At 72.0% G+C, this 21,917-nt stretch carries 17 protein-coding genes; 5 read left to right on the top strand and 12 right to left on the bottom strand.

Annotated features, from left to right (window positions below):
- Positions 1-31: 31 nt before the first annotated feature.
- Entirely contained in the window at positions 32-976 is a 945-nt protein-coding gene (locus OB08_RS08985; RefSeq protein WP_461474107.1) for a hypothetical protein, read from the bottom strand.
- Between the two features lie 59 nt (positions 977-1,035).
- Here OB08_RS08985 and OB08_RS08980 point away from each other — a divergent pair, with 59 nt between their 5' ends.
- Together OB08_RS08980 and metX are read left to right on the top strand one after the other, a co-directional pair.
- Positions 1,036-2,058, top strand: coding sequence for a DUF2332 domain-containing protein (locus tag OB08_RS08980; RefSeq protein ID WP_461474106.1), 1,023 nt, complete (start codon positions 1,036-1,038; stop codon positions 2,056-2,058).
- A 115-nt stretch (positions 2,059-2,173) separates the two neighbouring features.
- The gene (metX, locus tag OB08_RS08975) at positions 2,174-3,379 is read left to right on the top strand and encodes a homoserine O-acetyltransferase MetX (RefSeq protein WP_461474105.1); all 1,206 of its coding nucleotides are present in this window, start codon (positions 2,174-2,176) and stop codon (positions 3,377-3,379) included.
- Between the two features lie 58 nt (positions 3,380-3,437).
- Here the strand turns inward: metX and OB08_RS08970 are convergent, their stop codons facing one another.
- The 5 genes from OB08_RS08970 to OB08_RS08950 form a co-directional block, all read right to left on the bottom strand.
- Positions 3,438-4,184, bottom strand: a complete 747-nt coding sequence (locus OB08_RS08970; RefSeq protein ID WP_461474104.1) for an NUDIX hydrolase — start codon at positions 4,182-4,184, stop codon at positions 3,438-3,440.
- A gap of 57 nt (positions 4,185-4,241) precedes the next feature.
- Positions 4,242-5,429, bottom strand: coding sequence for an MFS transporter (locus OB08_RS08965; protein ID WP_461474170.1), 1,188 nt, complete (start codon positions 5,427-5,429; stop codon positions 4,242-4,244).
- A 102-nt stretch (positions 5,430-5,531) separates the two neighbouring features.
- On the bottom strand, positions 5,532-5,858 hold the full coding sequence (locus OB08_RS08960; RefSeq protein WP_461474103.1) for a thiamine-binding protein: 327 nt from the start codon (positions 5,856-5,858) through the stop codon (positions 5,532-5,534).
- A gap of 29 nt (positions 5,859-5,887) precedes the next feature.
- A complete protein-coding gene (locus OB08_RS08955; protein ID WP_461474102.1) occupies positions 5,888-7,102 on the bottom strand; it encodes a hypothetical protein in 1,215 nt (404 codons plus the stop codon).
- Positions 7,103-7,167: 65 nt separating this feature from the next.
- A complete protein-coding gene (locus OB08_RS08950; protein ID WP_461474101.1) occupies positions 7,168-8,001 on the bottom strand; it encodes an ADP-dependent NAD(P)H-hydrate dehydratase in 834 nt (277 codons plus the stop codon).
- 31 nt (positions 8,002-8,032) lie between these two features.
- Between OB08_RS08950 and OB08_RS08945 the strand changes: the two genes are divergently transcribed.
- The gene (locus tag OB08_RS08945; protein WP_461474100.1) at positions 8,033-9,097 is read left to right on the top strand and encodes an NADH:flavin oxidoreductase/NADH oxidase; all 1,065 of its coding nucleotides are present in this window, start codon (positions 8,033-8,035) and stop codon (positions 9,095-9,097) included.
- A gap of 124 nt (positions 9,098-9,221) precedes the next feature.
- On the opposite strand, the gene OB08_RS08940 is transcribed toward OB08_RS08945, so the two are convergent.
- Together OB08_RS08940 and OB08_RS08935 are read right to left on the bottom strand one after the other, a co-directional pair.
- Complete coding sequence (locus OB08_RS08940; RefSeq protein ID WP_461474099.1) at positions 9,222-10,280, bottom strand: hemolysin family protein; 1,059 nt, start codon at positions 10,278-10,280, stop codon at positions 9,222-9,224.
- Complete coding sequence (locus tag OB08_RS08935; RefSeq protein ID WP_461474098.1) at positions 10,277-11,608, bottom strand: hemolysin family protein; 1,332 nt, start codon at positions 11,606-11,608, stop codon at positions 10,277-10,279. Before OB08_RS08935 ends, OB08_RS08940 begins: the two co-directional genes overlap by 4 nt.
- Before the next feature lie 204 nt (positions 11,609-11,812).
- Here OB08_RS08935 and OB08_RS08930 point away from each other — a divergent pair, with 204 nt between their 5' ends.
- Complete coding sequence (locus OB08_RS08930) at positions 11,813-12,928, top strand: YihY/virulence factor BrkB family protein (RefSeq protein WP_461474097.1); 1,116 nt, start codon at positions 11,813-11,815, stop codon at positions 12,926-12,928.
- On the opposite strand, the gene guaB1 is transcribed toward OB08_RS08930, so the two are convergent.
- A complete protein-coding gene (gene guaB1 / locus OB08_RS08925) occupies positions 12,918-14,375 on the bottom strand; it encodes a GMP reductase (RefSeq protein ID WP_461474096.1) in 1,458 nt (485 codons plus the stop codon). The genes OB08_RS08930 and guaB1 overlap by 11 nt on opposite strands.
- 178 nt (positions 14,376-14,553) lie before the next feature.
- Here guaB1 and OB08_RS08920 point away from each other — a divergent pair, with 178 nt between their 5' ends.
- On the top strand, positions 14,554-18,276 hold the full coding sequence (locus OB08_RS08920) for a multifunctional oxoglutarate decarboxylase/oxoglutarate dehydrogenase thiamine pyrophosphate-binding subunit/dihydrolipoyllysine-residue succinyltransferase subunit (protein WP_461474095.1): 3,723 nt from the start codon (positions 14,554-14,556) through the stop codon (positions 18,274-18,276).
- Position 18,277: 1 nt separating this feature from the next.
- Here OB08_RS08920 and OB08_RS08915 read toward each other — a convergent pair whose 3' ends face one another.
- From OB08_RS08915 to OB08_RS08905, 3 genes are all read right to left on the bottom strand, one after another.
- A complete protein-coding gene (locus OB08_RS08915) occupies positions 18,278-19,669 on the bottom strand; it encodes an APC family permease (RefSeq protein ID WP_461474094.1) in 1,392 nt (463 codons plus the stop codon).
- Between the two features lie 84 nt (positions 19,670-19,753).
- A complete protein-coding gene (locus OB08_RS08910) occupies positions 19,754-21,319 on the bottom strand; it encodes a glycerol-3-phosphate dehydrogenase/oxidase (protein WP_461474093.1) in 1,566 nt (521 codons plus the stop codon).
- Positions 21,316-21,894: a TetR/AcrR family transcriptional regulator gene (locus OB08_RS08905; RefSeq protein ID WP_461474092.1), complete on the bottom strand. Its 579-nt coding sequence runs from the start codon at positions 21,892-21,894 to the stop codon at positions 21,316-21,318. Before OB08_RS08905 ends, OB08_RS08910 begins: the two co-directional genes overlap by 4 nt.
- Positions 21,895-21,917: the final 23 nt, after the last annotated feature.

Genomic DNA, 21,917 nt, shown 5'->3' with positions numbered 1-21,917 from the left:
CGGGGCATCGGCCGTTCCGTCCTGCCAGGTGTCAGGTCGCGTCCCACCAGCGGAGCACGCGAAGGGCCCGCAGTGTCGCCCAGCGGCTCGGGAAGCCGTCGTGCTCGCCCTCCATCGTGAACAGCATCGGACCTTCGTGATGGTTCTCGAAGGGGAACAGCCCGTTGTCGAGGCGCTTCGCCCGCAGAACCTCGATCGCGTCGGCGCAGCGCTCGTCGCGCTCGGGCCGCGCGAGGCGGAAGTACTCCAGGCCGCGGAGCACATCATGGAACCAGCGCACCGGCACCGAGATCATCGTGATGCGCGGGTCGGGGATGGTGCCGTCGGACTTGCGACGGTAGAGCCGGCGGTCGAGCAGCCACTCCTCGCCCCGCAGACGGGCGTCGTGCAGGTCGGCCGAGCCGCCCGCATACTGCTCCCACGCCCACAGACCCTCGAGGGCGCAGATCGTCGAGTGGAACGAGCTCGGGGTCGCGGCGTCGTCTTCCCAGCAGTTCCAGCCGCCGTCGGCGTGCTGCGTGGCGAGGAGCGTGCGGGCGATGGATACGGCCTCGTCGCGGCCGAAGTACGCGCCGACGTTGAGCGCGATGCCGTTGATGCAGGGCTCTGCCTCGCCGTGGAAGTACAGGTCGCCGTTGTACTCCCACCGCGCGTTCTCGGCCGCGCGGCCGACCGCCCGGACCGCCTCGGGCGAGGCGGGGTCGATGCCGTACTCGACGAGCGACTGCAGCGAGAAGTGCGTCGCGGTCCACGCGTCGAAAAAAGGCCTGTCCTCGTCGACCCAGCCCGGTCGGTAGGTGCCGCCGTCCCACAGGCCGTCGTCGCCCTGCTCGGCGAGCAGCTGCGCTCCCCAGCCCTCGGTCGCCACCCGCGCGCGCTCGGCCGTGACCTCGGACGCCGGAGCGTCTGTCAGGTCGCGCATCACCTGCCACCGGATCGACGGGTCGCCGCTCATCAGGTACTCGGTCACGTCCATGCCACGGATGCTAGACCGGTCCGGCGACACGGCGCCTTCCGCCACCGTAGGGTGAGCGCGTGGGCACCGACGGAGCAGCCGCGGCGATCGCGGCCTTCTACGACGACTTCGGGCGCCGCTGGGCGCGCGGCACCTCTCCCCTCTACGAGGACTGGGCGCTCGGCATCGCCGCCGACCCGGAGGCGCTGAACCGCCTGGCAGGACTGCCGAAGGCCAAGCAGCAGCCGAACCTCCTGTTCGCGTCGATCCGCTGGCAGGGCGCGCCGCTCGTGCCGTACGCCGAGCTGCGCCCGTGGCTGCTCGAGCACTGGGACGACGTCGTGGCCACGGGAGGGACGCGCAGCGTGCAGACGAACGAGGCGAACCGCTGCGCGACATGGCTGCCGCCGCTGTCGCGCATCGACGGTCCGGTGGCGCTTCTCGAGGTCGGCGCCGCCGCGGGGCTGTGCCTCTACCCCGACCGGTACAGCGTCGAGTACGACACTCCCTCGGGACGTCGTCGGGTCGATCCGGCGGCCGGGCCCAGCGCCGTCGAGCTGACCTGCCGCGTCGACGACGAGGCATCCGTTCCCGACCGCAGCCCCGAGGTCGTGTGGCGACGCGGCATCGACCTCGACCCGATCGACGCGTCCGACCCCGAAGCGGTCGACTGGCTCGCGAACCTCGTGTGGCCGGGACCGGACCACGACGCGCGCGTGACGCGGCTGCGCGCGGCGGCGGCGGTCACGGCATCCGATCCCCCCGAGATCGTGCGCGGAGACCTCCTCGAGCGCGTGACGGAGGTCGCCGCCGGATCGCCGCGCGACGCGACGCTCGTCGTGTTCCACAGCGCGGTGCTGCTGTACCTCGAGGACGACAAGCGCCGGCGCTTCGCCGACATCATGGCGGGTCTCGGCGAGACGATCGGGCGGCGGGTCGTTTGGCTGTCGAACGAGACGACGGGCACGCTGCCCGAGATCGACGCCGCCGTGCTGCCCGGCACCGCGACCGACCACCGGTTCGTGCAGACGTGGGATGCGGTGCCGATCGCCCTCGCCGGCCAGCACGGCGCGGTCTACGAGACGGCGCCGTTCCGGGGCTGACCCCGCGGCGGCCCGCCGGCGCGGCGCGCGGGGCTCTGGCCAGTCCCCGGCACAGGCACCGGCCACCACGCGTAACAGTCGGTCCTCACACCGCGGCACGGGCGAGAATGGGCGGATGGACTGGCAGACCTCCGAAGACACCGTGCCCTCGGCACCGGTGACGGAGGCCGACGCCCGCCTGCTGCTCGGCCGACCTCCGGCCACCGGCGCGTGGCGCGACGGCGACCCCGTCGGCGAGCGCCACTTCGCCGCCTTCGGGTCCTTCCGCACCGAGGGCGGGCGCGAGCTCCCCGCGTACCGCCTCGCGTACGAGACGTGGGGCGAGCTGAACGCCGCACGCGACAACGCCGTGCTCGTTCTGCACGCCCTCACGGGTGACAGCCACGTGCGCGGACCGGCCGGGCCGGGGCATCCGACCACCGGCTGGTGGGACGAGATCGTGGGGCCCGGCGCTCCCGTCGACACCGACCGCTGGTTCGTCGTGGCCCCGAACATGCTGGGCGGATGCCAGGGGTCGACCGGTCCCGCGAGCATCGGGCCCGACGGCTACGAGTGGGCCTCGCGCTTCCCCTACCTGACGATCCGCGACCAGGTGGCGGCCCAGGTGCGCCTCGCCGACGCGCTCGGCATCGACGTGTGGGCCGGCGTCATCGGCGGCTCGATGGGCGGCATGCACGCGCTCGAGTGGGCGGTGGGCCTGCCGGACCGCGTCGAGCGCGTGGGGGTCCTGTCGGCGCCGCCCGTCAACACCGCCGACCAGATCGCGCTCAACTCGGTGCAGCTCGAGGCGATCCGCATCGACCCGCGCTTCCAGGGCGGCGAGTACTACGACGCCGCCGACGGGGACGGCCCGAACCGCGGCCTCGCGCTCGCGCGACGCATGGCGCTCCTCAACTACCGCTCCCCCACCGAGCTGAACCAGCGGTTCCAGCGCTCATGGCAGTCCGGGGTCAGCCCGCTCGGCCACGGCGGCCGGTTCGCGGTCGAGTCGTACCTGGACTTCCACGGCAACAAGTTCACGCGCCGGTTCGACGCCAACAGCTACATCACCCTCGTCGAGGCGATGAACTCGCACGACGTCGGCCGCGACCGCGGGGGCATCGAGGACGCCCTCGCCCGCGTGACGGCCACGGCCCTCGTGCTCGGGATCGACAGCGACCGCCTCTTCCCCATCGACGGCCAGCACCGCATCGCCCGCGGCATCCGTCGCACGCTCGACGGCGACCGCTCCGTCGTGCTCACGAGCGACTTCGGCCACGACGGCTTCCTCATCGAGACGCACGCCGTCGGCGCCCACGTGCGGCGCCTGCTCGAAGGCTGATCGGGCCCGGCAGACCTGCTGCCCACCGCGCCGCGCCTGCGCCGGAGCTGACCCGGCGTCACTCGGCCCGCGTGTACCGCCAGGGAAGCGCATCGATCTCGAGGCGATGACGGGCGGCGGATGCCTCGGCCGAGGCATCCGATTCGTATTCGGCGTCGCCGTGCCAGAGCAGCACGGGGCCTTCGGCTCCTCTGCGGGCGACGGTCTCGAACCGCGCGACGCCGCCGAGCCGCGCAGCGCCGAGGACCGAATCGACGTCCGGATGCCCGACGAGTCCGTGGAGCGTCACCCACGTCGGCGGGTACAGCGTGAGCTCGCCGCGTCCATGGCGCGCGAGCACGTCCGCCGGCGCGGCCCATTCCGACGCGATCGCCTCGTCGGCCTGGAGCCGCAGATCCCCTTCGGGCGCGAGGACCGCGAAGAACCACGTGCGGATGCGGAGGGCGATGCCGGGCGGCGGGTCCCAGCACGAGACCGTGACGAGGTCGCCCGGGTCGACGAGCAGGCCGGTCTCCTCGAGCGTCTCGCGCACGGCGGCGCAGCGCGCGGAGTCCTCCTCGCCGTCGCGGAGGTCGTCGTCTTCGAGCTTGCCGCCGGGAAACACCCACGCGCCGGCGAAGGACCGGCGGTCCGGCCGCTCGATGAGCAGGACGCGCAGCCCGTCGGGCGCATCGCGCAGCAGCAGCACCGTCGCGGCGACGGGGATGTCGGGATCGGCTCCGTCCTCCGAGGTGCGCGCCCGCGCCGCCTCGATCGAGTCGGCGACGGCTCTCACGGCCCGGTCTGCGGGGGTCTGCTCCGGCACGCGACCACTCTAGGCGGTGCCCGGCGCGGGCCCGCACGGCGCAGGCCGGCGCCGACGTCAGTTCGAGAGCACGACCCCGCGCGCACGCTCGGCCGCGAGGCTGGCGAAGGCGAGCCCCAGGCCGCCGAGGGCGAGCGCCACGCCGACCCATGCCGGGGCGACGAAGCCCCAGCCGACCGCGATGGCCACGCCGCCCAGGAACGCACCGAGGCTGTTGCCGATGTTCAGCGCCGAGTGGTTGAGGGCGGCGGCGATGGACTGGTTGTCCTCGGCGACGTCCATGAGCCGCGTCTGGATAGTGGGGCTCAGCACCGACGACGTGAATCCCGTCAGGAACACGAAGAAGGCGAGCGCCCAGATCCAGTGCGACGTGACCGCCAGCAGTGCGAGCACGAGCGCGAGTGCGACGAGTCCGCCCACGAGCGTGCGCTTGAGGTCGACGTCGGCGAGGTGCCCGCCGACGAGGTTGCCGATCGTCATGCCGAGCCCCATGAGGATGAGCACGATCGGCACGACCCACTCGGGCGAGCCGGCCACCTCTGTCACCATCGGGGCGACGTAGGTGTAGACGGCGAAGAATCCGCCGAAGCCGATCGCGCCGACGGCGAGCGCGAGCCACACTTGGCCGATGCGGAAGACCTTGAGCTCGGCGCGCAGCGTGCGCCCCGGATCGCCCGGGTGCTCGGGCACGAAGAACGCGATGAGGACGGTCGCCGCGGCGAAGATGCCCGCCACGACCATGAACGCCGCGCGCCAGCCGACCTGCTGACCGAGGTACGTGCCGAGCGGCACGCCCACCACGTTGGCGATGGTGAGTCCGGTCAGGACGAAGGCGACACCCTTCGCCCGCTGGCCGGGTCCGAGCACCTCGGCCGCGACGAGAGCGCCGATGCCGAAGTACGCACCGTGCGGCAGCCCTGCGAGGAACCGCGAGAGCGCGACCCACTCGAACGTCGGCGCCAGGAACGTGAGCGCGTTGAAGACGGTCAGCGCCAGCGCGAGCCCGATCATCACGCGGTGCCGCGGGTACTTCGCCACGGCGCCCGCGATGGTCGGCGCTCCGACGACGACGCCGAGTGCGTACAGCGTGATGAGCCAGCCGGCCTGGGCGATCGCGTCTTCCGAGCTCGACGCCCACACCACGGGCAGGAGGTCGGCGGCGATGTTCGGCAGCAGGCCCATGACGACGAATTCGGTCATGCCGATGCCGAAGCTGCCGACGGCGAGGGAGAGGAGCGCCCACATCGCCGCACCCCTCGTCAGAGTCGAGGAGGTCACCGGGTCATGCTAGCGGCGGGTGAGGCATCCTGTCGAATCGATTCGAGCGGATGCCGCGACCGCTGCGCCTCATTCGAGGGACGATCCCCCGCCCAGCTCGTCGATCGCCGCCTCGAGGCGCTCGATCTTGCCGTCGAGCTCACCCGAGTACCCCGGCCGGATGTCGGCCTTGAGCACGAGGGACACCCTCGAGCCGAAGGGCTGCACCGCCTCGGTGGCGCGGCGGACGACGTCGAACACTTCGTCCCACTCCCCCTCGATCTCGGTGAACATCGACGTCGTGCGGTGCGGGAGCCCGCTGCCGCGGACGACGCTGACCGCCGCGGCGACGGCGTCGTGCACCGATCCGTCGGCATTGCCGGTGCCGCTGGGGGCGACGGAGAAGGCGACGAGCATGGGGAACCTCCGGGTTCGTGGGGCGGTGATCAGGATCGAGGAAGGGCGAGCGGATGCCGCGTCCCGCGCGGCACGCGGGCGAGACGCGCGACCGCCCATGCGAGCAGGCCCACCAGCAGCATGTTGCGCAGGGTGAGCACGCCCGCGGCGAGCGGGTCGGCGAGGATGAGCCGGTCGTACAGCAGGGGGTAGACGAGCTGGGTGAGGAGCGCCGCAGCCAGCGCGCCGACGGCGGCCCATCGCCAGCGTCGCCGGTCGAGCACGAGTCCGATCGCGACCGGGGCGATGATCCACGTGAGGAACTGGGGCGAGCCGACCTTGTTGAACACGATGAGCGCGAGCACGAGAGAGAACGCGAGCGGCGGGAAGAGGGCGGCGAAGCTCGCCCCGCGCCACGCCTTCACGGCGCCGAGCACGGCGATGGCCGCCACCGCGAGACCGAGCAGCGGCGTCATGACGGCGATGACCGCATCGACGCCCGCCCCCGTCACCTGGAACGTGAGGATCTCGGAGTCGTAGTACACGAACGCGCCGTCGATGCCGGCGACCACCTGCCACAGGAACCACGACGTCACCGGCGCTTCGAGCTGCAGCCCCCGGCCCGTCTGACCGGCGACGAAGCCCAGCACGTGGGCGCCCCCGCCCGCGACCGCCACGGCGATCACCGTGAGCGCGGTCACGATCACGGCGCCGCCGCTGATCACGAGGCGGCGGCGGACGGCGATCACCGCGGCCGCCAGCAGCGCCGCCGGCCACACCTTCATCCAGGTCGCGGCCGAGAGCAGGAGCGAGGCGAGGAGCGGCCGGCCGATCAGCCACAGACAGCCGGCGAGCGCCAGCGGCACGGTCACGCCGTCCAGGCGGTACATGCCCGCGGGCCCGAGCAGCAGGATGAACGCCAGCCAGAACGCCGCCGCGAGCGTGCGTCCGGCCGATCTGCCGCGGCCGACGAGCAGCCCGAACGCGAGCGCGTCGGCGGCGGTCACGAGCAGCGCCCACGCGACGGTGTAGCCCGCGATCCACTCGGCACCGAGCGCGAGGACCATCGGGATCAGCGCGAGCTGCGGATAGATCCACTCACTGTCGACACCGACGATCGTGCCGCGCTCGAGGGCGTCGCGCACCCACGGCTCATAGACGAGGTAGACGTCGCCCATGGGCATGTTCGGGAGGACGAAGCCCGACACCCCGACGAAGAGGTGAACGAGGACGAAGGCGATCCACAGCCCTGCGCGCCTCGACACCGTCTCATCATATTCAGGCTGAGTGCCTGCTCCCGCTCAGCGCGGGCGCGTGCGGCCGTCGCGCCTCACACGGCGTCCAGCGCGGCGGCGACCGCACGGGGCAGAGCCTCGGCCACGTCGAGCGCCGTGACCGGGCCGCCCCCGCGCTCGCCCGAGGCGATGCGCGCCGCGTGCCCGTGCAGCCAGGCGCCGGCCGCGGCGAGGGACGCGAGGGACGGGGCATCCGTCGATCGATCCGCGCCCACCGCGCCCGCGACGAGCGCCCCGATGACGCCCGCCAGCACGTCGCCCGTACCCGCGGTGGCTAGCCACGGCGTGCCGGCCGAGACCTCGATGCCACCGCCGCCGGGGGCCGCCACCACTGTCACCGCGCCCTTAAGGAGCACCACCGCGCCCGTCGCGTCGGCCGTCTCGCGGGCGGCCGCCACGCGGTCCGGCCCCGCGACGGCGAGGCCGAGCCGCGACCGCAGTCGCGCGTGCTCGCGGTCGTGCGGCGTGAGGATGCGCGCAGCGGTGCCGTCGGCGGCGAGGTCCAGCGCGCCCGCGTCCACGACGACCGGGTCGGTGTCGTGCAGGATGCCGCGCAGCGCGACGGACTCGTCGGCACTGCGCGTCGAGGCATCCGTCCCGGACCCGATCAGCCACGCCTGCACGCGGCCGTCCGCGGCGACAGTCTCGGGCCGGCGCGCCAGGACGAGCGCCGTCGGCCGGTCGGGGCCGAGGTAGCGGACCATGCCGAGCCCGGCGCGCCACGCCGCCTCGACGCCGAGCACCGCGGCGCCCGGGTAGGCATCCGAGCCCGTGCGGACCCCGAGGACGCCTCGGGAATACTTGTCGTCGGCGGCCGTTGGCCTCCGGAGGACGCGTCCCGTGTCCTCCACCGTCCATGACCGGGTCATGGCGCCACCCTACTCGCGGAGACTTCGCCGGATGAGCACCCTCTTCACGCCCCTGTCGCTGCGCGACCTCACCCTGCGCAACCGGCTGTGGGTCTCGCCGATGTGCCAGTACAGCGCCGTCGACGGGGTGCCGCAGGAGTGGCACCACACGCACCTGGCCCAGTTCGCTTCGGGCGGCGCCGGTCTCGTGATCGCCGAGGCGACCGCCGTCTCGCCCGAGGGCCGCATCTCCCCCGAGGACACGGGCCTGTGGACCGATGACCAGCGCGACGCCTGGGCGCCGATCGTCGCCGCCGTCCGCGCGCGCGGCGCGGTCGCCGGCGTGCAGCTCGCCCACGCCGGCCGGAAGGCGTCGACGTGGTCGCCCTTCTCGGGTCACCGCGGCACCGTGCCCGCCGGCGACGGAGGCTGGCAGACCGTCGCCCCGTCGGCGATCGCCTTCGATGGGTTCGCCGAGCCGGTCGCCCTCGACGCCGCCGGGATCGACGCCGTCGTCGCCGACTTCGGCAGGGCCGCCCGGCGCGCTGTCGACGCGGGGTTCGAGGTGCTCGAGATCCACGCCGCGCACGGCTACCTCCTCCACCAGTTCCTCTCGCCGCTGTCGAACACGCGCGAAGACGAGTACGGCGGCTCGCTCGAGAACCGTGCCCGCCTCCTGCTGCGGGTGATCGATGCGGTGACGGATGCCGCACCCGCCGTCCCGCTGCTCGTGCGCTTCTCCGCCACGGACTGGGCCGACGGCGGCTGGGACGCCGACCAGACGGCGACCGTCGCCCGGTGGGCCGCCGAGCACGGCGCGGACTTCTTCGACATCTCCAGCGGCGGCCTCGTCGCCCACCAGCGCATCGCCACCGGCCCCGGCTACCAGGTCGACCTCGCCGCGCACGTGCGAGCGGTCGCCGGCGTTCCGGTGAGCGCGGTGGGCATGATCGACGACGCGTCGCACGCGGAGCAGGTCGTCGCCGACGGCCGGGCCGACGCGGTCATGGCGGGGCGCGAGTGGCTCCGCGACCCGCACTACGGCCTCCGCGCCGCCGCCGAGCTCGGCGCCGACATCGACTACTGGCCGAAGCAATACCTGCGCGGCCGCGTCTGACCCGCTTCGTCTCCGTTGAACCGGCGCTCATCTCCGGCTCCGCCGTCGGTTCGACGGAGACGAACACCGCCCGACGGAGGAAGGCCCCGGCCCTCAAGGGTCCGGGGCCTTCCTCCGTCGCGGGTCAGCGCAGGCCGCGACGCGTCGCGTCCTGCACCTCTCCGATGAGCTCCTCGATGATGTCCTCGAGGAACAGCACCGCGGTCGTCGTGCCTTCGGCGTCGCGCACCTGTGCGAGGTGGCGCCCCGCGCGACGCATGACCGCGAGGGCGTCCTCGAGGTCGGTCGTCTCGAGCACCGGCACCATGTGGTGGATGCGCTTGGCCGGGATCGGGCGGGCGACGTCGGACTCGGCATCCGGCCCCTCCGCTGCGCGGAGGATGTCCTTGAGGTGCACGTACCCGAGCGGCGCTCCGCTCTCGTCGACGATCACGTAGCGCGAGAAGCCGTGCTTCGCGACCGCGCGCTCGATCTCGTCGGGTGTGGTCGTCTCGGGGAGGGTGACCAGATCGCGGAGCGGCACCGCGATGTCGGCCGCCTTCTTGTCGGTGAACTCCACAGCGGCCGCCACCGTGCCCGCGAGGTCGTCGAGGACTCCCTCGATGCGCGACTGGTTCACGATCGTGGCGACCTCCTCGAGGGTGAAGGTCGAGGCGGCCTCGTCCTTCGGCTCGACGCGGAACAGGCGCACGATGTGGTTGGCGATCCAGTTGAGCGTGACGATCACCGGGTGGAACACCTTGGACACCCACACCAGCGGGGTCGCGAGCATCAGCACGGCACGGTCGGGCACCGAGAACGCGAGGTTCTTCGGCACCATCTCGCCGAACACGACGTGCAGGTACGACACCAGCAGCAGCGCCACGGCGAAGGCGATGACGTCGACCGTCGTCTCGGACCACCCGGTGAGTCCGAGCGGCTCGGCCAGCAGGTGGTGGATGGCCGGCTCGGACACGTTGAGGATCAGCAGCGAGCAGATCGTGATGCCGAGCTGGCTGGTCGCGAGCATGAGCGTCGCGTGCTCCATCGCGTACAGCGCGGTCTTGGCCGATCGTGAGCCCTTCTCGGCGAGCGGCTCGATCTGCGAGCGACGTGCCGAGATGACGGCGAACTCCGCGCCGACGAAGAAGGCGTTCGCGATGAGGAGCACCACGAGCCAGGCGATTCCTGCCCAATCGCTCATCGGCGCTCACCCCCTTCCGTCGCGGCCTCTTCGTGCGGCATCGGCGTGGACGTGAAGCGCACGCGGTCGACGCGGCGGCCGTCCATGCGCTGCACCTCGATCGTGCCGTCCTCGATCTCGATCACGTCGCCGACGACGGGGATGCGCTCGAGCTCGCTCATGATGAATCCGCCGACGGTGTCGTACACGTCGCCTTCTGGGATGCGGATGCCGGTGCGGTCGAGCACCTCGTCGGGCCGGAGCTCGGCGGGGAAGATGACCGTGTCCTGGGCGCGGACGATGCCCGCCCGGCGGCGATCGTGCTCGTCGAGCACCTCGCCGACGATCTCCTCCACGAGGTCCTCCAGCGTGACGACGCCGGCGGTGCCGCCGTACTCGTCGACCACGACGGCCATCTGGTATCCGCGCGCCCGGAGCTCGGACACGAGGGCGTCGAGGTGGACCGCTTCGGGGATGCGCAGCGGCTCGGTCGCCAGAGCGGCCGCGGGCACGTCGGTGCGACGCTCGCGCGGCACGCCGACAGCGGCCTTGAGGTGCACGACGCCGGTGATGTCGTCCATGTCCTCGCCGTACACGGGGAACCGGCTGTGGCCGGTGCGCCGGGCGAGCTGGATGACGTCCTCTGCCGAATCGTCGGCGGCGAGGGCGTGGATGCTGGGCCGCGGCGTCATGACGTCGGCGGCGCTCAGGCGGGCGAAGGTGAGGCTGCGGTCGAGCAGCGACGCGGTGTCCTCCTCGAGGACGCCGGCGCTCGCCGACCGGCGGACGAGGCTGGAGAGCTCTTCCGCCGTGCGGGCGCCGGACAGCTCTTCCTTCGGTTCGATGCCGACCGATCGCAGCACGCCGTTCGCGCTGCCGTTGAGCACGTGGATCGCCGGGCGGAACACGGTGGTGAAGGCCACCTGGAACGGCATGACGAGCTTGGCCGTCTGGCGCGGGACGGCCAGCGCGAAGTTCTTCGGCACCAGCTCGCCGATGATCATCGAGAAGATCGTCGCGACCGAGACGGCGATGATCACCGCGATCGGGCTCACGAGCCCCTCGGGAAGTCCCCAGGCCGTGAACACCGGGCGGAGAAGGTTCGAGATCGCCGGCTCCATCGTGTAGCCGGTGAGGAGCGTCGTCAGCGTGATGCCGAGCTGCGCGCTCGAGAGATGCGTCGACGTGATTTTCAGGGCGTTGATCGTCAGCGAGAGCCGGGATTCGCCGGCGGCCTGTCGCGACTCGAGGTCGGCGCGGTCGAGATTGACCAGCGCGAACTCGCTCGCGACAAACAGGCCGGTCCCGACCGTGAGCAGAAGCCCCACGCCCAACATGACGTAATCCATCACGCATCACCCCCGATCGAACGGGAGGAGGGTCGGTGGGGCGATTGTCTGCAACTAGGAGGGTCGTCCATCGTGCCGACAAGTCTACGGCAGGCAGTGCCGGTTCTCCGGGCGGGCTGTCAAGCCCCTCTTCTTCGGCGCGGGCGGCTCGCACGATGGTCGACCCGGCGGTTGCGCCGGTTCGTCCCTACGAGCGGAGAGGTCATGACCGACACCGACACCCATCGCCACGACGACCGGCACGCTCCCGACCCGGAGCACCCCGCCAAGCCCGACACCCCCGCCGACATCGAGAAGCGCTCGTGGAAGTACGTGTTCGGCAAGACGGTCCGCGAATTCTCGTCGGATCAATGCACCGACATCGCCGCCGCGCTCACCTACTACTCGGTGCTGGCGATCTTCCCGGGGCTCGTCGCCGTGTTCTCGATCTTCGGGCTGCTCGGCCGCGGCAGCGACGCCGCCGACGCGATCCTCGGCGTGGTCGAGGGCGTCGCGCCCGATGCGGCCGACGCGTTGCGCGAGCCTCTCGAGCAGGCGGCGGGCTCGTCGGCGACGGGGTGGGCGCTCGTGCTCGGCGTGCTGCTGGCGATCTGGTCGGCGTCCGGCTACGTCGCCGCGTTCAGCCGCGCGATGAACCGCATCTACGAGATCGAGGAGGGGCGCCCGGTCTGGAAGCTCAAGCCCGCCCAGCTGCTCATCACCCTGATCGGCATCCTGCTGATCGTGGTGGCGCTCGTGATCCTCGTCGTGTCGGGCCCGGTCGCGGAGGCGGTCGGCGACGCCATCGGGCTGGGCGACGCCGCCACGACGGTGTGGGAGTTCGCGAAGTGGCCCGTGCTCGCACTCGTGGTCGTGCTGATGGTGGCGATCCTCTACTACGCCACCCCCAACGCCAAGCAGCCGAAGTTCCGCTGGATCAGCCTGGGGTCGCTCCTCGCGATCCTCGTCCTCGTCGTCGCGTCGGTCGGCTTCGGCCTGTACGTCGTGAACTTCTCGAACTACGACCGCACCTACGGCTCGCTCGCCGGAGTGATCGTGTTCCTGCTGTGGCTGTGGATCGCCAACATCGCACTGCTCTTCGGCGCCGAGTTCGACGCCGAGCTCGAGCGCGGCCGCCAGCTGCAGGCGGGCATCGCCGCCGAAGAGGACATCCAGCTCCCGCCGCGCGACACGCGCAAGAGCGACAAGGCCCAGAAGAAGGAGCGCAAGGACATCGAGGAGGGCCGCCGCATCCGCGAGCAGCACGAGCACGACAGCGACGACGGCGACGACGACGCCGAGCAGGAGCGGACGGATGCCCGCTCTCGCACTACCAGCTGACCGGCAGCGCCTTGCCCTCTTCGTAGCCTGCTGCCGACTGCAGGCCGACCCGGGCACGGTCGTGGAACTCGGCGACCGTGGACGCGCCCGCGTACGTGAAGGAGGACCGCACGCCCGACGTGATCATGTCGAGCAGGTCCTCGAGCCCGGGGCGCAGCGGGTCGAGGTAGATCTTCGACGACGAGATGCCCTCGGCGAAGAGCTCCTTGCGCGCGAGCTCGTACGGGTCGAGGCGCCCGAAGCGCTCGTGCACGGCTTTGGTGGACGCCATGCCCCACGACTCCTTGTACGTGCGGCCCGAGGCATCCGTCTGCAGCTCGCCGGGGGCCTCGATCGTCCCGGCGAACCACGAGCCGATCATGACGGATGCCGCACCCGCGGCGAGCGCGAGGGCGACGTCGCGCGGGTAGCGCACCCCGCCGTCGGCCCACACGTGCGCGCCCATCACGCGCGCGGCCTCGGCGGTCTCGAGCACGGCGGAGAACTGGGGGCGCCCGACCGCGGTCATCATGCGGGTCGTGCACATCGCGCCGGGCCCGACGCCCACTTTGAGGATGTCGGCACCGGCGGTGACGAGGTCGTGCACGCCGTCGGCCGTGACGATGTTGCCCGCGGCGATGGGGATGCCGAGGCCGAGGTCGGCGACGGAGCGCAGCGCGCGCAGCATCCCCTCCTGGTGACCGTGGGCGGTGTCGACGACGAGGACGTCGACACCGGCGGCGGCGAGGGCCTGCGCCTTGGCGGCGACGTCGCCGTTGATGCCGACGGCGGCGGCCACGATGAGCCGGCCCGACGCGTCGACGGCCGGGCGGTAGAGCGTCGAGCGCAGGGCGCTGCGACGCGAGAGCGTGCCGACGAGGTGGCCGTGGTCGAGCACGCACACGGTCTCGGCGCCGGCGGCGACGATGACGTCGAACGCGTGCCGCGCGTTCTCGATGTCGACCGCGTCGACGGATGCCGCGCGCCCGCGTGCGAGGTCGCCGAGGCGTGCGTCCGGCAGGGCGGTGCCGAGGCGCGTGGCGGGCACGACGCCGAGGATGTCGTCGATGTCGACGCGGCCGGACGAGGCATCCGCCACCACGATGCCGTGACCCTCGGTGCTCGGCAGCAGCCGGGAGGCGTCGGCGACGGTCGCGTCGGGCGGCAGGACGAGCGGGGTGTCCCACGGCACGGGCTGGGACTTGACCCAGCGGATGGCGGCATCCAGCTCCTGCAGGGGCATGTCCTGCGGGAGCACGCCCAGTCCGCCGCGGCGCGCGAGCGTGGCCGCGAGGCGGGCTCCGGTGACGGAGTTCATGTTCGCCGAGACGAGCGGGATGGTCGCCGTGGTGCCGTCGCCCGGCGACAGGTCGACGTCGAGCCGGCTGGTGATCGATGATCGCCGCGGGACGAGGAACACGTCCGAGTAGGTCAGATCGACGTCGGGCTGGTCGCCGTAGAACTCCATGTGCGCCAAGAGTAGTGACAGTTCCTGTACGGAGAATGATGTGCGTTCTTTCAGGCGGAGCGCCGCTGTCGCCGGATTCGCCGTCTCAGACTGGGTTACGCTTAACAGTCGTGCGGGCGGGCGCTTCTCGGCCCCGAACGCCACTCAGAACTTCACCGATGAAAGCAGGCGATCCGACGTGTCGAGCCAGGTGACGGGCCTCGGGGTTTCGAACGAAGGAGAGTTCGGAGCCAACGAGTGGCTCGTCGATGAGCTGTACGAGCAGTTCAAGATCGATCGGAACTCCGTAGACAAGGCGTGGTGGCCCGTTCTCGAGGCCTACCACCCCGTCGACGAGAAGGCCGCGGCGCAGACGCCGGCGGCACCCACGAAGCCCGTGTCGGAGGCGGCGAGCCCGCCCGCCACGGCCCCGGCTGAGAGCGAGCCCCGCCCGGTCACGGCTCCCATCCCCGTCATCGGCGCGCAGCCGGTCGCCCGAACGACGGCGCGCCCGGCGGCACCGCAGCCGATCCCCGCCCAGGCGCCCAAGGTGCAGCCGTCCGCGGCTGCCGAGGGTGTCGAAGACCAGGTCACGGTCCTCCGCGGCATGCCGAAGACCCTCGCGGCGAACATGGACGAGTCGCTGACCGTGCCGACCGCGACGAGTGTGCGCACCGTCCCGGCGAAGCTCATGATCGACAACCGCATCGTGATCAACAACCACATGTCGCGCACGCGCGGCGGCAAGGTGAGCTTCACGCACCTCATCGGCTGGGCGATCATCCGGGCGCTCAAGGAGTTCCCGAGCCAGAACGTCTTCTACGCGGAGATCGACGGCAAGCCGTCGGTCGTCGCGCCCGCCCATGTCAACCTCGGCATCGCGATCGACCTGCCCAAGCCCGACGGCACGCGCGCGCTCCTCGTGCCGAGCATCAAGCGCGCCGACCAGCTCACCTTCGGCGAGTTCCTCACGACCTACGAGGACCTCGTCGTGCGCGCCCGCAACAACAAGCTGACGGCGGCCGACTTCCAGGGCACCACGATCTCGCTCACCAACCCGGGCGGCATCGGCACGGTGCACTCGGTGCCGCGCCTCATGAAGGGCCAGGGCTGCATCGTCGGCGCCGGCGCCCTCGAGTACCCGGCCGAGTTCCAGGGCGCGAGCGACAAGACGCTCAACGAGCTCGCGATCGGAAAGACGATCACGCTCACGAGCACCTACGACCACCGCGTCATCCAGGGCGCGGGCTCGGGCGAGTTCCTCAAGAAGGTGCACGAGCTGCTCATCGGCCAGCGCAACTTCTACGAGGACATCTTCGCCGCGCTGCGCATCCCGTACGCCCCCATCCACTGGGCCGCCGACATCAACGTCGACCTCGCCGAGCGCGTCGACAAGCAGGCGCGCGTGCAGGAGCTCATCAACTCGTTCCGCGTGCGCGGCCATCTGATGGCCGACATCGATCCCCTCGAGTACGTGCAGCGCACGCACCCCGACCTCGAGATCGAGCAGCACGGCCTGACCTTCTGGGACCTCGACCGCGAATTCGTCACGGGCGGCTTCGGCGGCAAGCGCACCATGAAGCTGCGCGACATCCTCGGCGTCCTGCGCGACTCGTACTGCCGCACCATCGGCATCGAATACATGCACATCCAGGATCCCGAGCAGCGCAAGTGGTTCCAGGAGAACGTCGAGCTCAAGTACCAGAAGCCCGGCCACGCCGAGCAGCTGCGCATCCTCGACAAGCTGAACCAGGCCGAGGCGTTCGAGACCTTCCTGCAGACGAAGTACGTCGGCCAGAAGCGCTTCAGCCTCGAGGGCGGCGAATCGCTGATCCCTCTCCTCGACGAGATCCTCCAGGGCGCGGCCGAGGCGGGCCTCGACGGCGCGGCGATCGGCATGGCCCACCGTGGCCGTCTCAACGTGCTGACCAACATCGCGGGCAAGACCTACGGTCAGGTGTTCCGCGAGTTCGAGGGGTCGGTCGCGATCGGCTCCAAGAGCGGCTCCGGCGATGTGAAGTACCACCTCGGCACCGAGGGGACCTTCGTCGCCGACGGCGGGGAGCAGCTTCCCGTGTACCTCGCCGCCAACCCGTCGCACCTCGAGACCGTCGACGGCGTGCTCGAGGGCATCGTGCGCGCCAAGCAGGACCGCAAGCCCATCGGAACCTTCTCGTGGCTGCCCATCCTGGTGCACGGCGACGCCGCGTTCGCCGGCCAGGGCGTCGTGGTCGAGACGCTGCAGATGTCGCAGCTGCGCGGCTACCGCACCGGCGGCACCGTGCACGTCGTGGTCAACAACCAGGTCGGCTTCACCACGACCCCGTTCGACGCCCGCACCTCGGTCTACGCCACCGATGTGGCCAAGACGATCCAGGCCCCGATCTTCCACGTGAACGGCGACGACCCCGAGGCCGTCACACGGGTCTCGCAGCTGGCCTTCGCCTACCGCGAGCGGTTCCACCGCGACGTCGTCATCGACCTCGTCTGCTACCGCCGCCGCGGTCACAACGAGGGCGACGACCCCTCGATGACGCAGCCCCTCATGACGAACCTCATCGAGGCGAAGCGCTCCGTGCGCCGCCTGTACACCGAGGCTCTCGTCGGTCGTGGCGACATCACCGAGGAGGAGTACGAGAAGGCCAAGCAGGACTTCCAGAACCGCCTCGAGATCGCGTTCGCCGAGACGCACGCCGCCGAGACCGGCTCGTCGCCGGTGGTGGAAGCGGATGCCGCGCCCGACGAGCCTGCGATCGGCGAGCCCGAGACGACCGGGGTCGCCCGCGAGGTCGTCAACCTGATCGGCGACGCCTTCGTCAACAAGCCCGACGGTTTCACGGTGCACGCCAAGCTGCAGCAGCTGCTCGACAAGCGCCTCGACATGAGCCGCAACGGCTCGATCGACTGGGGCTTCGGCGAGCTGCTCGCCTTCGGCTCGCTGCTCCTCGAGAAGACGAACGTGCGCCTCGCCGGCCAGGACGCCCGCCGCGGCACGTTCGTGCAGCGCCACTCGGTCCTGCACGACCGCGCGAACGGCCAGGAGTGGATCCCGCTGTCGAACCTGTCGGGCGACCAGGGCCGGTTCTGGGTCTACGACTCGCTGCTGAGCGAGTACGCGGCCATGGCGTTCGAGTACGGCTACTCGGTGGAACGCGCCGACTCGCTCGTGCTGTGGGAGGCCCAGTTCGGCGACTTCGCCAACGGCGCCCAGTCGGTCATCGACGAGTTCATCTCGTCGGCCGACCAGAAGTGGGGCCAGCAGTCGAGCGTCGCACTGCTCCTCCCCCACGGCTACGAGGGCCAGGGCCCCGACCACTCGTCGGCGCGCATCGAGCGCTACCTGCAGATGTGCGCGCAGGACAACATGACCGTCGCGCGCCCGTCGACGCCCGCGTCGTACTTCCACCTGCTGCGCCGTCAGGCGTACGCGCGCCCGCGCCGGCCGCTCGTGGTGTTCACGCCGAAGGCGATGCTGCGACTGCGCGGTGCGACCAGCCCGGTCGAGGACTTCCTGTCGGGTCGCTTCGAGCCGGTGCTCGACGACGCGCGGGCGATCGACAAGGCCGCCGTCAAGCGCGTGCTGCTGCACGCCGGCAAGATCCATTGGGATCTGCGCGCCGAGCTCGACAAGAACCCGAACCCCGAGATCGCCCTCGTGCGCCTCGAGCAGTTCTACCCGACTCCGGTCGAGCAGCTCAACGCCGTCGTCGCGGAGTACCCCGACGCGGAGCTCGTGTGGGTGCAGGACGAGCCCGAGAACCAGGGAGCCTGGCCGTTCATCGCGCTCGAGGTGAGCAAGCACCTGCGCGGACGCACGATCCGCCGGATCTCCCGCGCGGCAGCGGCGTCGACCGCCACCGGCTCGCCCAAGGTCCACGCGGCCGAGCAGGCCGAGATCATGAAGAAGGCTCTGACGCTGTAGGTCAGTCCGCCGTCACGTCGACCCTGGGAGCACGCGCTCCCGGGGTCGACGTGCTCGGGGCCGCCGCATCCGCTCCCGCCGTCTTCACCCCGGCGGATTCGTCGATCTCGGCCGCCGACCGGGCACGGCGCACCCGGCGGACGAGTGTCACGCACACGGCTGCGATCGCGAGCACCGCCGCGGGCAGCAGCGACCCGACCGCGAGCACGAGCATGCCGGCGCACAGCACCGCTGCGATGACCGCCATCCACCAGCCGGCCGAGCCGCGGCGCAGCAGCCGCACCGCGGCGACCATGCCGACGGCGTAGATCGCGACCATGCTGCTCGTGTGGACGAGGATGAAGGGCGTCAGCTCCATGCCCGAGACCAGCATGAGCGTGAAGTAGAGCAGGACCACGACACCGGTGAGCGCGAGGGCGCGACGCGGGATACCGCCGGACTCGGCACCGGCGGAGAACCAGCGCGGCAGGTCGCGGTTGACGGCGAGGGATGCCCCGAGCTTCGAGAACGCGGCGAGGTAGGCGTTCATGACGCCGAGCGCCACGATCGCCGCGATCGCTCCCACCGCCACCGCGCCGAAGCCGGACGAGCCGAGCCGCGCGAGATCGAGCAGCGGCACCGCGCCGTCTCCGGCGGCGTCGCCGAGCGCGCCGACCGTGATGATCTGCAGCACGAGGTAGCAGGCCCCGGTGACGACGAGGGCGATCGCCGTGCCGATCGGGATCGCCCGCCGGGGGTCGCGGAACTCGCCGGAGATGTGGGTGCCGACCTCCCAGCCGGCGAAGGCCCACACGAAGAGGCTGATCGCCGTGCCGACACCCGCCCAGCCGCGTGGCAGGAAGGGCTCGAAGTTCTGCGGCGCGACGGCGGGCGCCGCGAGCGAGACGACCCCGACGACGACGGCGAGCAGAAGGGCGGTCAGCACGAACTGCACCCAGCCGGCGACGCGCACGCCGAAAGCGTTGGCGGCGAACGGAGGCGCGAGGACCGCCAGCGCGACGATCGGCACCATCGCCCGGTCGATGCCCGCGACCGCGACGACGTACTCGGCGCCCAGCACCGCGACCACGGGCGCACCCGCGCACACGCCGAACATGAACCAGTAGCCCGTCATGCGCGCAGCGGTGCCGCCGAGAGCGCGCCGCACGTAGCTGGCCACGCCGCCCGGGTCGGGGTAGCGGGCGGCCAGCACGGCGAACGTGCCCGCGAGCGGGATCGACAGTCCGATCACCGCGAGGACGGCGACGATGCTCGCGGGGCCGGCGGCTTCGGCGGCCAGGCCCGGCAGCACGAGCAGGCCGGTGCCGAGCACGGAGGCGATGTAGAGGGCGGTGCCCTGCACGACGCCGAGAGTGCCGCGCGGCGCGGGCGGAGCGGGGATGGGCGAGGTCATGTCACCAGTCTCGCGGGCGCCGGCGACACGGCGCTCGCGGCGATCGGACGTCGTTCTGCGGATTCCTGCCAAGTCGGCGGGGAGTCAGATCGGCGTGACGCCGGCCCGCGCGAAGGCGGCGGTCGCGGCATCCATCGACTCCTCGCGGTCGAGCGCGACGAGCCCGAGCCGCGTGCGGCGGTCGAGCAGGTCGTCGGGCCCGAGCGCACCTTCGACCTCGACGCCCCACTGCAGCTCCTGAGCGGTCACGCCGCGCGCGGCTCCCGGCCCGCCGGGAATGGCCGCCGCGAAGGGCGCCTCGGCACCGTAGCGGCGCACGTACCGCGGCGGCGCGGCGACCTCGCCGAGGCGATGACGCGGCCACGCTCCCACGAGCGGGATCGACCGCGTGCGCGACGCGCGGGCGGGGAGCAGCGGGTCGCGGCGGATCACTGCATCCACGGCGTCCTCGGCCATGCGGCGGTAGGTCGTGAGCTTGCCGCCGACGACGCTCAGCACGCCCGACTCCCCCTCGAGGATCGCGTGACGGCGCGACAGGTCGCTCGTCTCGGCGCCGCGGCCGTCCCCTTCGCCGCCGTCGCGCAGCGGCCGCAGCCCGGCGAACGTCGCGAGCACGTCGCTCCGCTCGAGCGGGCGCGCGAGCACGGTGTTCACGGTGGCGAGCAGCATCTCGATCTCGGGCTCGGTCGCGTGCGGCACGTCGGGCAGCGGTCCGTCGGCGGGAACGTCGGTGAGCCCGATGTAGGTGCGGCCGTGCGGCGCCGGCAGGGTGAAGACGAAGCGACTCGACGACCCGGGCACGGGCACGGTGAGCGACGCATCTGCGCCGTCCAGCTGCGACGACGCGACGACGAGGTGCGTGCCGCGGCTCGGACGCAGGCGCACCGACGGGTCGAGTTCGCCCGCCCACACCCCGGTCGCGCTCACGACCACGCGCGCCCGCACCGCGAGCTCGGATCCGGTCAGCTCGTCGCGCAGCACGGCACCGTCGCCGGCGGCCGAGATGGCCGCGACTCGGGTGAGGATGGATGCCCCGTACCCCGCCGCGGTGCGCGCGATCGCCACGACCAGCCGGGCGTCGTCGATGAGCTGCCCGTCCCAGCCCCGCACGCCGCCCCGGAGCTCGTGCGGTGCGACGGCGGGCACGAGGCGCAGCGTCTCGTCGCGCCCGATCGGGCCGGGCGGGCCGAGCACCGCTCCCGGCGTGCCGACGAAGCGGCGCAGGCCGTCGCCGAGGCCGTAGCCCATGCCGACGAAGGCGCCGCGCGACACGTGTCCGGGCGCGTAGAGCGGAACGACCTGGGCGAGGGGCCGCGTGAGGTGCGGCGCGATGCGGGTCATCAGGAGGTGCCGCTCGGCAGCGCTCTCGTGGGCGATGCCGAGCTGGCCGGAAGCGAGGTACCGCAGGCCGCCGTGGATGAGCTTCGAACTCCAGCGGCTCGTGCCGTGTGCGAGGTCGCGGCGCTCGACCAGCACGGTCCTCAGGCCGCGGCTCGCGGCATCCAGCGCGATTCCCGCTCCGGTGGCACCTCCTCCGACCACGAGGACGTCCACCTGGGGGTGCGCGGCGAGGGCGTCGAGCTCTCGACGACGTCGTGCCGCGTTCAGAGCGGTGGGATGCGGCGTGCGGCCGACGACGCGCGCGCTCACGCCTGCTCCGCGGCGAGGTAGCCGCGCAGCGCGGCGGAGAGCTCGGTGCGCCACGCCCCGTCCGGGAGCCACTCCGCCACGAGCGGCGCGGACTGCACCGCCGATTGCGCGATGAGCAGCACCATCGCGGCGAGCCTGTCGGCCTCCCCCGCGCGCACGACCCCGGCCGCCTGCGCAGCGGCGATGCGGCGGGCGGTCTCGGCGTGGATCGCGCGCTGGCTCGTGCCCAGCCGGTCGAGGATGTAGCGCGAGAACAGCTCGGGGTCCGTGTCGCGCAGGCGGTCGACCAGCGGCATGCGCCGGATGCGGTCCGCCGTCTCGACCAGGAGCGCGACCATGCCGTCGAGGTCGCCCGGGTCGGGGGCCGGTGCGGGCAGCGCCGCGACGAGCTCGCGCGTCACGAGCGCCGCGAAGATCGCCTGCGCGTCGGGCCAGTACCGGTAGAGCGTCTGGCGTGCGATGCCGCACCGGCGAGCGATGTCGGATGCGGTCGTGCGGCGGATGCCGTGGGCGAGCACCTCGGCGAGCGCGGCGTCGAGGATCGCGGTCTCGGTATCGGTCACGCCATCGGTCACGTGACAACCATACAGAACGTGTC

This window comes from Microbacterium sp. HJ5, from assembly GCF_054824025.1.
This window is presented reverse-complemented; position numbering and strand designations above follow the sequence as displayed.